This window comes from Wolbachia endosymbiont (group B) of Schoenobius gigantella (assembly GCF_964031005.1).
Lineage (GTDB): Bacteria > Pseudomonadota > Alphaproteobacteria > Rickettsiales > Anaplasmataceae > Wolbachia > Wolbachia pipientis.
Genome location: NZ_OZ035002.1, coordinates 936940 through 950848, shown reverse-complemented (window position 1 = coordinate 950848; position 13909 = coordinate 936940). Strand labels below are relative to the sequence as shown.

Below are 13909 nucleotides of genomic sequence, written 5' to 3'. Positions count from 1 at the left end.
CATGTTTGTACTTTAACATATTTAATAATTGAAACGACGTCTATGAGTCAGATACCGCCCATACCACTACACTTTGGGGATGCACATCAAGCCGATAGTAGTTGCATATTCCATACACAAGGAGCTAAACTTCAACAAGCCTAAGTTCTGCAGATGTATGTTTCTTCACATTCGATTCTCTCTATTTTAGCACTGGGCTTTAATATCATATATGTAGTCCCACCAACCGCTAACGCAAGTGTTGTGGCTGCAGCAACCGCCCCTACTATAGGCAGAAATCCAATTGTAAATACTGTTGCAAAAATGGTTGTCGCAGCTATACCTAATACTGCTGTTGATCCGCCACTAACAAGACCCCACTTGGTTGCATTATATTCTTGTTGTTTTATTTCTGCTTCCCCGAAAAGCTGTATTAAACTTTCATCTGTGGCTAACTCTCTTGGAGTTTTACCATTAGTGTCTTTTAACAAAGGATTTTCCCACTTTTTCAGTAAAGACTCTGCTACTTCTGTGCAGTCATAAATAGCAGCTAAATGTAAAGGAGTACGACCTTTTAGTAACGTATGTGCTCTATCTTCTACTACACACCTCACTAGATGCTCTACAACTTCTTTCATACTTGGTTCTTTTCCTATTAAATACTTAACTACCTTTGTGCAATTATTATAGAAAGCACTATGTAAAGGAGTATTTCCGTCTTTATTCACTACATTAAGATCTGATCCTTTTTTCACTAGAAGTTCTATTATGTCTATATGGCCATTTGCAGCAGCTAAGTGCAAGGAAGTATTTCCGTCTTTATTCACTACATTAAGGTCTGATCCTTCTTTCACTAGAAGTTCTATTATGTCTATATGGCCATTTGCAGCAGCTAAGTGCAAGGAAGTATTTCCGTCTTTATTCACTACATTAGGGTCTGATCCTTCTTTCACTAGAAGTTCTACTATGTCTATATAGCCATTGGATGCGGATAAGTGCAAAGAAGTATTTCCGTTTTGATCTTTTATATCAACACCTGCTCCTCCTTCTAACAGTAATTTTGTAACATTTATATCCCCAAAATTTGCAGCAAAATGTAATAATGTATATTCTTTTGTATGGTTAGAATCATCTTGTACTTTGAAAATGTAATTTATATCAAACCCATGTTTTTTCCACTGATTACATTCATGCATTATATGTTTTATACTACAACGCTCCTGCTCTAACTCTCTGAGCTCATTCTCATATTTCTTGAATTCCATATTAAATTTTGCTTCGCTATCTTTCAAACTATTATTATACCTTTCATATTCCCAATCATAATCAGGTATAGCATGTCTAGAATCATAATTGGATTTACTACTATTGGCATTGTTATGCAGCTCCTGTAACAATTTACTATTGTACTGGTAGTTTAACGACTGTATCTTTCTGCCATAGTTTTCACTCAATAACTGTGTCTCTCTGTTATAGTTTTCATCCAATAGCTGCATTTTGTGGTGAATAGATTCACTAGATTCATTAATTTCGCTTGACCTTCTTGAATTATATTCTTGTAATTCATTTGCTATTCTTGTAGTTGTGTTATTGCTGTATATACTTGGATTTTCCTCTATCCCCTGCAATATTATTTCAAATTCATTCTTCATAAAGTCTATCATACCTATACCTCAAAATTAAAAACACATGCCTAAATCGTACACGTATTTAATAAAAAAGCAAGTTTTTGCTTGTCAGTTCTAATTTCTTATATTCTTTTCTTCTGTCTTTTTCTTAATTATATGTATGTCTTTATGTAGATATTAAAACAATATTTCTACTATTCCACAAACCAATAAATGCAACAGAGAAGAAGTTGCTTTGGAATCGGAAGGTCCGCTGCGGAGGCTTAAGAGGTTGTCCGGAAACAAGTAAAAGGCTATAATATCTGAAATTTTAGTACGGGGTAAAGATGAGAAAAAAGTATCCAACAGATCTAAGCGAAAGGGAATGGGCAAGAATAGAAAAACACTTCAGAGTATCATACAAGAAAGGAGGAAGGCCGCCAAAGTATAGCAAAAGAGAAATATTAGAAGCAATTTTCTATGTATTGCGTACAGGGTGTCAATGGCGGTATTTACCAAATGATTTTCCGCTATGGAAGACTGTGTATGAGCAGTTCAGGCAATGGAAGAAGCAGGGAATTTTTGAGAAAATGAATTATGAAATTACAAAATATAGTAGAAGAAAAATAGGAAGGAATGAGCAGCCGAGTGCCTGTATAGTAGATAGTCAATCTGTAAAGACTACAGAAAAGGGGGGATCAAAGGCTATGATGGAAGTAAAAAAGTAAAGGGTAGAAAAAGGCATATAATTACAGACACTCAGGGTTTTATACTAGGTTGTTACGTAGGCGCTGCTAACGAAAATGATAGAGATGGTATTAAAATAGCATTAAACAATATGAGAACAAAATATACTAAAGTTAAAAAAATGTGGGCTGACATGGGATACCAAGGAAGAAATTTAAAGAATCACATAAAGGAAGAATATGACATAGATATTGAAATTGTTAAAAGGCCTCCATGTAGATTTTGGGTGCACAAAGATACGCCACCTGAGCTACTACCAACAAGAGAACAAGGGTTTAAAGTACAGCCAAGAAGATGGGTTGTAGAAAGGACTTTTGCTTGGGTTAATAGGAATAGAAGGCTATCGAAGGAGTATGATTTACTCACAACATCCACTGAGAATTTCATATACCTAGCTATGAGTAGGGTTATGTTAAAGAGGGAATATGCTTGAATTTACTAGTTTCCGGACAACCTCTAAAGAGATGCCTACTGTTTTTAAAATAATATTGATAGAAATTCCTTCCTTAACTAAATTCTTTGCAATTTTCATCTTCTCTACTTTCTTCACTTTCTCTTTGCAAATTTGTATGCTTTCAAACAGAGATTTTATTAGTACATGACGTAGTTCTTGGCTTTTAATCTTTTTGTATTCTTCTATTAACCTTGATAGCTCTGCTTCACTATTCTCATTTTCTCTTGTTTCTGGAAGCAGATCTGTAATATTAATTAATAGTACCTTTGCTATTTCACCTAACATTTCAAGTGAAACAGCAGCTCGTCCTTGTTCATATTCATATATTCTTTGATTTATTATGCCCACTTTACTTGCTAAATCTTCCTGAGTGTATCCTCTTCTCAACCTCCATTCTTTTATTCTTTGACCTACTTTATACGGAATAGAAATTTTTTTCTCATCATTATCATATTCATCAATAGATAAACTGGTCGTTTGAGAGATAACATGAGCAGAAACTCCTTCCTTAACTAAACCCTTTGCCACTTCTACTTTTACTGCCTTTCCACTTTCTTCCTCACTAATACGGATGAATTTAGTTAATAAATAAAACGTTTCACGTAATTCTTGGTCCTTAATCTCTTTATGTCTTCTTACTAGATTTAATATCTCTTCTTCCTCATACCTTTCCTCATTTGATACTTCTTCTCCGCAAGCTAGGTCTCTAGCAGTTGTTGATAATGCTTCTGCTAATTCATATAACTTCTTAATTGAAATTCTGCGTGTTCCTTTTTCATATTGCAGTATTACCTGATATGTTGTTCCAATTTTTTTTGCTAAATCTTTTTGAGTATATCCCTTTGCTAATCTACGATTTCTTACTTCCTGTCCTATTACTTTGTAATCTAAAAAATTAGAGCATTTATTCTCTTCTTTCACATTTTATACTCCATAACCAGAAGAGCTGTTATGTATACTTAATTGGGAGCCTCTTTGATAAACTGAACTCATCTCCTTTCAAACAATTTTTCTATATCACTTAGTTTCATTTCTATATACGTTGGTCTTCCGTGATTGCATTGCCCAGCATAAGGTGTTTCCTCCATTTGTCTCATCAACTCATTCATCTCCTCCAACTTCATTTCCCTTCCAGCTCTAATTGACCCATGGGACGCAATGGTAGCTAGTATCTTGTTCACTTTTTCTTCTATAGGTAGAGTATCTCCTATCTCCATTAATCTATCAACTATATTCATCACCATCTCTTTCACATTTATTGTTCCTAAAATTGCAGGTATTTCTTTCACCCTTACTTTACCTTCTGATTCTATTTCAATACCAAAACCCATTTCGAAAAGCTTATCTTTATACATTTCAACCATCTCCATTCCTGCTTGGTTTTTAATCTCGACTATTTCAGGAAGAAGAAGCTTTTGCCTTTTTATGCTTGATTTTTGTTTTAAGCACTCATAGATCAACCTCTCATGAGCTGCGTGCTGGTCTACTATAATTAATTTGCCTTTAGCCTCAGCAATAATGTAAGTATTGTAGACCTGACAGCGTGCATATCCTAGAGGGTGATCTTCTATCAAATCAATTTGCTTCCTTTCTAGAACAATAGTTTCCTTTTTTAGTGGAGATTCTCCATATTTAAACGTTTCTGGTAAGCTTTGCCTTCTTTCATCTGGTGCATTGAATTCTTTCATTAGACGATTTTCTAAAAGACTTGGCCTCTTTTCATAAAACTCTTTTTGATTTTTTTTCTCTTTACTATTAACCGGCTCTTGGCTATCAAACTCCTCAATATTTTGAGACTCAACATCACTTGCTGCAAACCTAGTCGATAATGCTTTTATTATTCCTCTTCTCACTATTTCATATACTAGCCTCTTGTTCTGAAACCTTACCTCTGATTTATTTGGATGCACATTTACATCTACTTGATCGTATGGTATCTCTAAGTGCAGCACTGCAAAAGGATACCTCCCACTTGGAATAAAGTCCTGATACGCATATCTAATTGCACCAATAAGTAGATTGTCTTTTATTGGCCTTCCATTAACAAACGTATAGATCTGAGTTGAATTACCACGACTAATAGTTGGTTTACAGATGTGTCCCGTAAGTTTGATTCCTTCTTCTTCCTCTTTAACTTCCAGCGAATTGCTCTGAAATTCTTCTTCTGTTTCACATAATCTGTTAAAGAATGAAGTTTGTTTAGCATATTTTAAGAGCTTTTTATTACCGGAAGTGAGAGTAAACCCAATACTATAGTTAATCATTGCTAAGTTATTTACAATGTCAACAATGCTTTGTGTTTCTGCCCTCTCGGTTTTTAGAAATTTTAATCTATTTGGTGTGGCAAAAAATAAGTCACGAATTTCAATATATGTACCTTGCAACAAAGAACAAGGCATAAGCTCCCCTATTTTTTCTCCGCCTTCATACCTTATAGACCATGCTTCCTTTGCTCCACTTGCCTTAGATGATAATTTCATTCTACTTACTGCTGCAATTGAAGGTAGAGCCTCTCCTCTAAAGCCAAGATGTCTGATTTCTATTAATTCACTATCGCTTAATTTTGAAGTAGCGTGGCGCATAAATGCAAGTTCCAAATCTTCCTTTTCTATTCCATTTCCATCATCTATCACAGTAATGAGGTTACGCCCACCACTTTCTATTGTGATCTCTATTTCTCTACTTCCAGCATCTATTGCATTTTCCACTAATTCCTTTACTACACTTGCTGGCCTTTCGATTACTTCTCCCGCTGCTATACGATTTATAGTTTTTGTGTCTAAAAGAATTATTGCCATAATACCCCACCCAATCTATGAAACTTAGAGTTTCCTTTATTTTTTAGTGATTTTTTGACCTCACAATCTCTATATTTTAGCTTTTTAGATTCCTTTCTAGCAAGTCTATCTGCCTCCTCATTGTACATATTACCGTTGTGAGCTCTAACCCACTTCCAATTAATATCATGCTGCAAAGCAACTTCATCTAGTTCCTGCCATAATTCTCTGTTCTTCACTGGCTTTTTATCGGCTGTCTTCCAACCATTTACCTTCCATTTATTGATCCACTCTGTTATACCTTGTTTAATATACTGACTATCAGTGTGTAAAACAACTTCGCAAGAAACTTTCAACATCTTTAGCCCGTTAATCACAGCCTTTAACTCCATTTTGTTATTCGTTTTCACCTCCAGAGATACGTTTCTTGATAAAGACACTTTTATTTTCATACATCACCACGGCTGCCCATCCACCAGATTTCCGGAACATGCTCCATCTGTATATATTGTAACCTTCTTTTTTTCGCCCATACTTACAGGATATAGATTCAACGTAAATTTGCTACCGAAATATGTTGATATTATTTTTTGAATATTTTAAAATGTAAGGTGTGAGAGATTGACAAACCTGTCCTCTCGATATTAGGTAAATCGTAATTGAGCTTTTGGGCTCTTATTTTTATTAGGAGGTTAATCTCTCACATTGAAAATAAATATTTTTAAGCTCTTCACAGCTCATTAATTCATTTGCTGGGGTTTTAAGGTGCTTTATAAGGCAGTTATAGAAAGATGATCAAAACTACTTACATCTAAAGCCTAAAATGCAATTTTCGGATGATCTCTGACAGCCGTTTTTTCTTTAACATATCCTAAAGTTAAAAAAAGTAAGGTTTTATAAACTGAATGTAAAAAACTTGAATATTTTCTCAAAATTGTGTATAATTATTAGTGCTTTTTAAGTGGATTTTCTATGGCTTTGTCTAAATTTCTTGATGCGCGCAATGATTATGCCTTCAAAAGAATATTTGGCACCGAGAAGAATAAAGATATTCTCATTCATTTCTTGAACGATATTTTAGGCTTCACTGGCTTATCTGCTATTCACGATGTTGAATTCTTAGCTACCATTTTAGACCCTGAAATTGCCGCTAAAAAGCAGAGTATTGTCGATGTTCTTTGTAAAGACTCTCAAGGTTCAAGATACATTATAGAGATGCAGTTCACTAAGACCAAGGGCTTCGAAAAGCGTGCTCAATACTATGCTGCCAAAGCCTACTCAAGTCAAGCTGATCAAGGTTATGATAATCATCACCTCAAAGAAATTATCTTTATTGCTGTTGCTGATTGTATTATTTTTCCAGATAAGGCTGAGTACAAATCTAATCATGTCATTTTAGATCAAAATAGCTTTGAACATGACTTAAAGGATTTTTACTTCGTATTCATAGAATTACCAAAATTTACAAAGACAAAAGAAGATCAACTAGAAAATATAGTAGAAAAATGGTGTTATTTTTTTCGTTATGCAGCAGAAACAAGCGAAGAGGACCTAGATAAAATAGTTGGTAGTGACGTAATAATAAAACGAGCTTATGAAGAGATGAATAAGTTTAATTGGTCAGAAGAAGAGTTACTAGCATATGAGCAAATGAAAAAACGCATAATGGATGAGATTGCTGCTTTTGCTGAAAAATTTGATGAAGGTGTTAGGGTTGGAGAAGAAAGAGGCATCCAAATCGGCCATGAAAAAGGTAAAATTGAAGGTAAAATTGAAGTTGCAAAAAACTTACTGAAAGCTGGCGTATCTGTTAACTTAATAGCTGAGTCTACCGGCCTTTCGATAGATGAAATTGAACAACTCAAGGAAAAAGCCTAAGTATTGCAACTCCCTTAAAGCTCTATCCATTTTTAACTTATTATATTTCTTTATCCACTAGTCTAGAGCCTATATCTAACTCTTCCGCTATTCTCGCTATGGCCTGTTTGATTTTCTCACCAATTCTACGTATCAGTTAAACGCATAATATCTAAATATAGAAAATGTTTTTCATAAAATTTTTCTTGTCCTTGATAAATTTAGTGTTGATATTTGATTCTAACTTTTGCATAATGCAGTAAGTATTTTTATATGGAGAGTGCAATGCCAAGAAAAACAGATCGTCATGCTGCGATACTTAATAAGTTAAAGAGTGTTATTCAACATGCAGATTCTAAGGTTGCTGCTGAAAGGTGTTTAGCTATTGAAAGATGGGTGAAAACTTATATTAAGCAAGTAGAATACCTTAAAGATGATAAACTACAATTCTTATACAACATATTCCGCGATGAAAGTTGCTGGTCAGGTACAAGATTGAACAATACAATCTTAGGACAGAGGTTTACTGAAGAAAAAACAGGTGGAATAGAAAACCCACTTTCCAGGTATGATATGGCATGTCGATACTGTGTAATAGATAAAATTCAATCGCTCTTTCAGAGGCAACTTGAGTCTTACAAAAGTAGCTTCTCTTCCAAAGAGGTGGATGATGATGGTAAGCCTGCAACTAGCAATAACAAATATGTGAAGAGTAAACTGTTGAGTTATATGAAAAGTCAAGATCCTGTATTTAGTTTCTGGATCGATAAAGAGTCCGGAGAATTAAAAAAACATGGCAACGCAGCAGATGGTTTTAAGAAAGCCATAAAATTTAAGTGGAGTGAGGGAGTAGAGTATTTCTACCATCGTCTAAGCGAACAAGTAAAAGAGAAAGAAATTACTAGCGCGATTACTACCTTGTCCTCTGTTCAATGTGACCATAATGGTGCTATTATTTTAGATTTTTGTCTTAGTAAAATGAGTGATCAAGCAAAAAATAAGCTATTTAAAGATTCTGAGCTGTCGAAAAAAGATAAAGGAGTATACTCTCTTCTCAGTGCGTTGATACATCAAGGTTTTTTTGATACAGTTCAAGTGGTAGTTTCTCTGTTTAAAAGTAAGGTACTGGCGAATAAGGTACTCTCAACACATGATTATTCACTCCTTCTTTCTTTGCTTTCAGATATAATGCTTGAAGAACCTGAGTCAGGTACTCAAGCTAGGGCAATCATGATGGGTCTTTGGCAATATAATGGCTTTAATGAGTACAAAAAGGTTATAGTCGATTTTTCTAATAGTGTAGATCCAATAACGGATGTGGTGGCAAAATTGGTGATAGACTGGAAGAACGATAATAATAAGGACAGAGCAATTGCAAAAAAGGGCGAGATATTGGAGATGCTACAATTTGCTCAAAAGATTTGCTCATCTGAAGGTTTTGAAGATTTTAGAAAGGACGTGATTGATGATCTAAGAATAGTTGGTAGGGGAGGTATGAAAAAAAATGTAGACTACGGTAAATTAGCAGAAAAGTTGTTTGCTGAATTAGATAAGACCTTGCCTAGTGGCAGAGGTGATGTTGGTGGAGCTGGTGACCCACAGTCTATACTAGGGAGTGCTGAAGTTAGTAGTTTTTCTGGTCATAGTAGGTAGGAGTGTTTTATGCATGGATTAATTGGAAGTTTGATAAATGGGAATTGCAATAAGTTTACAGAAGAGTTTGAGTATTTTCTGGATTCATGTCCATCTTTTTTGCATTCTGTTGGTAAGGATCGTTTCTTTCCTGCATTCTTTTTTGGCATGTTTGCTACTGCACATGATTCTGGTGTTGCAAACAATGATGAAAGAATCTTCTTTCGTTTTGATAATGATCCAGGTAGTCCTAGAAGGGGGAATCTAAAGGTTGCAATTCTAACAACTGATGGAAATAACAGAAGAGTTGTAAGGTGCTATACTATTGCTGACAGAGAGAATAGCTGCGGTTCTAGGTTTAGCCAACAGGAAAGGGAGCAGGTGGAGGGTATCCTGCAAGATGAAGAGCTAGAATGGCAAGAGTATAAAACATTCATATGGGCGGATAATCAAGGTGAAGATGAAGAAGAGGAAGCAGTAAGATGTAGGATATTTCAGGCAGGACAAGGACCATTTACTGGAAATCATGCATCTTATTTAACTCGTAGACACAGTTTTCAAGAGATTACCAGAACACCTGGACTGCAAAATAATTATTTACCAAATCTGATAAGCAGGCTAGAAAGTAATGATAGCGTAGTTGTAAGGAATGCTAGTACAAGAATTTTTCGATATATCATTAGTGTCTATGATAGATATGATCAGGCATTAGACTTCTACGGCAGAGAGTCGGACTATCATGGTCTTGTGTCTGGCGTTTTGATGCATTTTAGATGTCGTAATGCAGCCAATATTTACCTTGAGCTGTTTGTAGGTGGTGGATATGCAGATATTACTTCTATTGTACGTGGTACACAGAGGTTAATTAATTCTGTTCCCTGTGTAACTGAACTTAAGGCAGGTAGAAGAGCAGATAGGAATGCTGGCCGTGCATTAGAGCAGGCTGGAAATTATGTTAATGGATGTCCCGCTTCATCCATATCTATTCCAACATTATCACCAAGAGCTGTCTGCGCTGGAGTGAATTTCGATTTTGGTAACCCAGGACGTTTACAGCTTGGTGTGAGGGCTTTTTTAGCAAAAGGTTCTTCTTTAGTGGAAAGATTATTTGAACCTGTAGAGGATGAGGAGATTGGAGAAAATGTTAGGGATTATCTACTCCATCCAGCCTTTGGTGTACCTGCTGTACCAGGTATTAGGAATAGGGGTGGTGTTAACGCTAGAGATAGAAGAATATTTCTCTATACAAGTGGATTTGCTTTCGCAAGTATTGCATTTGCAAAAGGAACTGTGCCAATAGAAGGAAATCGTGCAATAGTAGATAAGCACTTGTTTCACTATGACGATAATGCAAAAATGTTAGATGAGCAAGGATACAATACACAAGTAAATATTGGAGATCGTGCTTTGACTATGGTTTTGCATGTATCACGAGGTAGAGACCAGAAGGAGGAGGTGATCGTATTTCATGTTCGCCACGTATTGGCTAATCAACTTTTTCCGGACAATGGATTGGATCTATCGCGTTGGCCGAATGCTATGGTACATGAAGTGGTGTGTAATTTGACCATAAATAGAAGAATAAGAGGAGCTAACGATAATCTTGGCTTGACTGTTGCTGTAGAAACATTTGACTCACCTGCTGACTACCTACGGGATAGAGGCAATCAGCCTTTTCAAGGTGAGCTTTTACGGATAGGTGGTGTTGATAATGTGCATCGCGCTGCAAATGTAATGATGAATACTGGCTGGGCAAATGAAGATCCAGGTAGTCATGAACGGTTGTACCAAGCAATTTCTAATGTGCTATATCCATTAAGATGGGTAGTAAACAGAGATAATGCTAGGGAAGCTGGATTTCATGCTATATTGCATGGGTTGTTTTACACTTGTGATAATCCTGCCAGAGTAATTAGTGAATTTCAGGTTGGAGGAGGAGGAAAGTTAGACCTAGTATTGTCACGAGCTTTAGGAAGGAAAGGAGGTACTCACCCAGTTGGAAAAGAGCTAAAGTTTGCTGCCACTGGGGCAGAGGTACAAGCTAGAGAGCGAGAAGCAGATGATCAGTTGGCTGATTATGAGAATCGTAGAGGGTTTGATCGGGTTACTGATGGAAATAAAATAATTCTTTCGTACGCTGTACTTAATGATCAAGCACAAGCTCCAAATACTTTTATTACATCGGTTACCCACCATCCTCATGCTCTGCATGTAAAACGTAACTTAGGAAATGATGGCATAAATGATTTTCCTTATGGGCATTAAGAAATTAATGAGGGTTCAATCGTCTGTTGTGAATAAAGGGTTTATGGTAATTTATTGTCCCAAATTTGGGAGAAAAAACCTGGACCATCCTTTCAAGAATATAATTTTAAGGTGAAAATTTTGAAAGAATGTGGAATATTATAGAAAAAGCAGTCACTCTGTATATATATATCACATAGAACAAAATATCGATATCCAGCATTAGTTGGAGATATTGGGCAGAAAACTAAAGAAGTTGTACAAGAAGTATGTGCAGATAATCAAGTAGAGAGGTAGAGTTGCGTCAACATGTATACGTTTCTGTACCCCCATACTTAAGTATTAGTAAGTTAGTGCAGTTAATAAAAGGAAAAAGTTCCAGAAAAATCCAGCAAAACTTTCCAGAGCTGAAAAAAAGATACTGGGTTATGGGCAGTAGGCTACTTTGTCAGGACTAGCGGAAACGTAACTGACGAAATGATAAAAAATTATATTGAAAATCACTCTAAAAAAGAAGATAAATTTGGTAAGTCGAAAGTTAGCATTCCATAGTGGTTGAATTTGCTAGACAAGATTTATAGTTAGAACTGCTGGAAATATTATATTGGCTACTTCATCTCGTAACCTGATCGGCTTTATTGAATAGCGAATACAGGATGGACAGATAAAAGAAATCCATGTATCAAGTTTAAAAGTGAATGGGTTAGGGGTATCAAGTTGAGGAAAATTGTAAATGAGCCTGAGAGGAAATTTGTATTTTTGATGATTTGAGGTGTTAGAACTAAGATAACTCTGACGAAAAATTTTCAAATTCTGCTTGCTATAAAGTCATTTTTCTTTGTTATTCTTAAATAAATTGCTATTAATTTAGTAACATATTTTATTAGAAACTTAAATAGCACAACCACTTCCAGCACCCAAAACCAGCAAGCGTGAGAAATGTTTTTTTTGGAATCGTGTGGTCTACCACGTGTACCGTTCGAACTTTTCTATATAATAATTCTACTATATCGTAAAACCAGCTATATTAGCCTACTTTAGCCACATTTATATACGAATTAATTTGCCTAGCTTTGTTGCAGTAATTTTATGTTTTTATTTTCACAACGCCGCTTTTGTTTAAATTGTTCTCACAAATATACGTACTTTTTTCGTGTTTTTGAAGAAAGTAAATAATGAAATTTTTTGTGACGCTAAAGTTAGGTGTTTCTTTCAAAGGTATTCTATCCACAAGAAGATATTGCCTTGTTGTGTTTTCCATCTGACAGTTTCACCCTCACACGTTTAAAAGACCATTATAAATAAGCCATAAACTGTATTAGTTGATTGGAGTTTGAGTGATATCTTTATAATTAAAGGCATTACACCCAATAGGATCATTTTCTTTTTTAGCACTATAGTAGTTTCTAATGCCATGGCTCAACTGCTTGGAATAATCAAAATTAAATGCTCCATCATCAAATGATTCTTCCTTTAGATTCCTAAACCAATGTTTTATTTCTTGTTCCTTTGCATGCTTTGGTGGTACTGATGAAGATTTCTCAGGATGTTGTGCTGTACTATGGCATGACAAACATGAAGATTTTTTATTATCTATTGGACCATTAAGTCTACCTAAATATCCTAAAGAACTTTTCATCACATCGGGATTTATCCAACATTCTAATAACCTTTTTCCGATTATATAATCTGCCGTAAAATAATTAGTGTCGTTACCCCAAGCAATACCCATTAACTTCATATTCAACCATGGATTTTTATTATTTATGGTACAATCATAAATAAACGTACCTGCAACCCATCCTGTTTCTTCTGATCTCTTATCTTTGACTAAAAAGTCAATTTGAAATAATCTCAGTTGCTTAAATACCTTTGGAGTTCCTTTTTCAGATTGATTAATATAGCTAGTCCAAGAGATACCGTTTTTAAGAGTTGGAATATCCTTCTGTGTTGCTTCTGTGAATACTAATTTTGTGCTTACTGTACCATCTAAGAATTCCCCTCTGGTAATATCAGGATTGTTTATATCTTTCCAGACTTGCCCATATGTATAGCTACCTTGCTCATTAACAATAGAAATTGCCCAATTTTGTAGCATGGATTTTTGATCATTATGCAATTCACCAGGCTTAAAGGATCGTTCTCTCGTTAAACCATTAACAAATTCTCTACCATTTATCCCGTAGTGCATCCATGGCGCATGATACCAATTAGCAACCTTATTGCAATGTAAATCAAAATCGCAGTCTATATTCCCATCATATATATACTTTAAAATTGTATAGGCGTATTTTTGCGGTTCCTCCTTAAATGATATATGTTCCCATGGTCTTTCTATATTACTAATCTCAACCGGGTAATCAGTCTTAATTTTAAAAACCTTGCCGCTATAATCTGAAGGTATTTCATCACAAGAAGATATCACTGCTCTATCAGCATATACAAAACTACTACTTAATATTAAAAGTGATAAGCTTAATAATCCGCAAGTTCGCATTTTAAATCCTACATAATTTCTCTAACTTTTCCTAAGTTATACCTTCATATGGCCAATACCGTACCTTATTCTAACTTTATAAACCCCTTTTATTCCGGCGAATGGTCACAAAAAT

The 13909-nt window shown here is 35.2% G+C and carries 8 protein-coding genes and 2 pseudogenes; 5 read left to right on the top strand and 5 right to left on the bottom strand.

The window, feature by feature from the left end:
* Nucleotides 1–140: 140 nt before the first annotated feature.
* Nucleotides 141–1643, bottom strand: a complete 1503-nt coding sequence (locus tag ACQH2O_RS04390; RefSeq protein WP_174516139.1) for an ankyrin repeat domain-containing protein — start codon at nt 1641–1643, stop codon at nt 141–143.
* Nucleotides 1644–1933: 290 nt separating this feature from the next.
* On the opposite strand from ACQH2O_RS04390, the gene ACQH2O_RS04385 reads away from it, so the two are divergent.
* A protein-coding gene (locus ACQH2O_RS04385; protein WP_094189578.1) for an IS5-like element ISWpi1 family transposase occupies nt 1934–2766 on the top strand; the annotation gives its coding sequence in 2 pieces (ribosomal slippage) (nt 1934–2303 and nt 2303–2766; 834 coding nt in all).
* On the opposite strand, the gene wmk is transcribed toward ACQH2O_RS04385, so the two are convergent.
* The 3 genes and pseudogenes from wmk to rnhA form a co-directional block, all read right to left on the bottom strand.
* On the bottom strand, nt 2746–3708 hold the full coding sequence (gene wmk, locus ACQH2O_RS04380; RefSeq protein WP_425385081.1) for a WO male-killing family protein Wmk: 963 nt from the start codon (nt 3706–3708) through the stop codon (nt 2746–2748). The two genes, ACQH2O_RS04385 and wmk, sit on opposite strands and share 21 nt — an antisense overlap.
* A gap of 68 nt (nt 3709–3776) precedes the next feature.
* Entirely contained in the window at nt 3777–5585 is a 1809-nt protein-coding gene (gene mutL / locus ACQH2O_RS04375; protein WP_425385080.1) for a DNA mismatch repair endonuclease MutL, read from the bottom strand.
* Nucleotides 5586–5674: 89 nt separating this feature from the next.
* Nucleotides 5675–6097: pseudogene (gene rnhA / locus ACQH2O_RS04370) on the bottom strand (ribonuclease HI); the annotation flags it as partial.
* A gap of 439 nt (nt 6098–6536) precedes the next feature.
* Between rnhA and ACQH2O_RS04365 the strand changes: the two are divergent.
* From ACQH2O_RS04365 to tnpA, 4 genes and pseudogenes are all read left to right on the top strand, one after another.
* Entirely contained in the window at nt 6537–7442 is a 906-nt protein-coding gene (locus tag ACQH2O_RS04365) for an Rpn family recombination-promoting nuclease/putative transposase (RefSeq protein WP_425385079.1), read from the top strand.
* A gap of 252 nt (nt 7443–7694) precedes the next feature.
* The gene (locus tag ACQH2O_RS04360; RefSeq protein WP_425385078.1) at nt 7695–9074 is read left to right on the top strand and encodes a hypothetical protein; all 1380 of its coding nucleotides are present in this window, start codon (nt 7695–7697) and stop codon (nt 9072–9074) included.
* Between the two features lie 9 nt (nt 9075–9083).
* Complete coding sequence (locus ACQH2O_RS04355; protein ID WP_425385077.1) at nt 9084–11318, top strand: hypothetical protein; 2235 nt, start codon at nt 9084–9086, stop codon at nt 11316–11318.
* Nucleotides 11319–11448: 130 nt separating this feature from the next.
* Nucleotides 11449–11849 (top strand): annotated as a pseudogene (gene tnpA, locus ACQH2O_RS04350) (IS200/IS605 family transposase).
* Nucleotides 11850–12615: 766 nt separating this feature from the next.
* On the opposite strand, the gene ACQH2O_RS04345 reads toward tnpA, so the two are convergent.
* Nucleotides 12616–13794 (bottom strand): hypothetical protein, encoded by a 1179-nt coding sequence (locus ACQH2O_RS04345; RefSeq protein ID WP_425385076.1) that lies wholly within the window; start codon nt 13792–13794, stop codon nt 12616–12618.
* Nucleotides 13795–13909 lie beyond the last annotated feature (115 nt).

What these genes read in the sequence shown, in the direction of transcription:
- ACQH2O_RS04390 (WP_174516139.1), bottom strand. Translation starts at nt 1,643, where the DNA reads ATGATAGACTTTATGAAGAATGAATTTGAAATAATATTGCAGGGGATA.
- mutL (WP_425385080.1), bottom strand. Translation starts at nt 5,585, where the DNA reads ATGGCAATAATTCTTTTAGACACAAAAACTATAAATCGTATAGCAGCG.
- ACQH2O_RS04365 (WP_425385079.1), top strand. Translation starts at nt 6,537, where the DNA reads ATGGCTTTGTCTAAATTTCTTGATGCGCGCAATGATTATGCCTTCAAA.
- ACQH2O_RS04360 (WP_425385078.1), top strand. Translation starts at nt 7,695, where the DNA reads ATGGAGAGTGCAATGCCAAGAAAAACAGATCGTCATGCTGCGATACTT.
- ACQH2O_RS04355 (WP_425385077.1), top strand. Translation starts at nt 9,084, where the DNA reads ATGCATGGATTAATTGGAAGTTTGATAAATGGGAATTGCAATAAGTTT.
- ACQH2O_RS04345 (WP_425385076.1), bottom strand. Translation starts at nt 13,794, where the DNA reads ATGCGAACTTGCGGATTATTAAGCTTATCACTTTTAATATTAAGTAGT.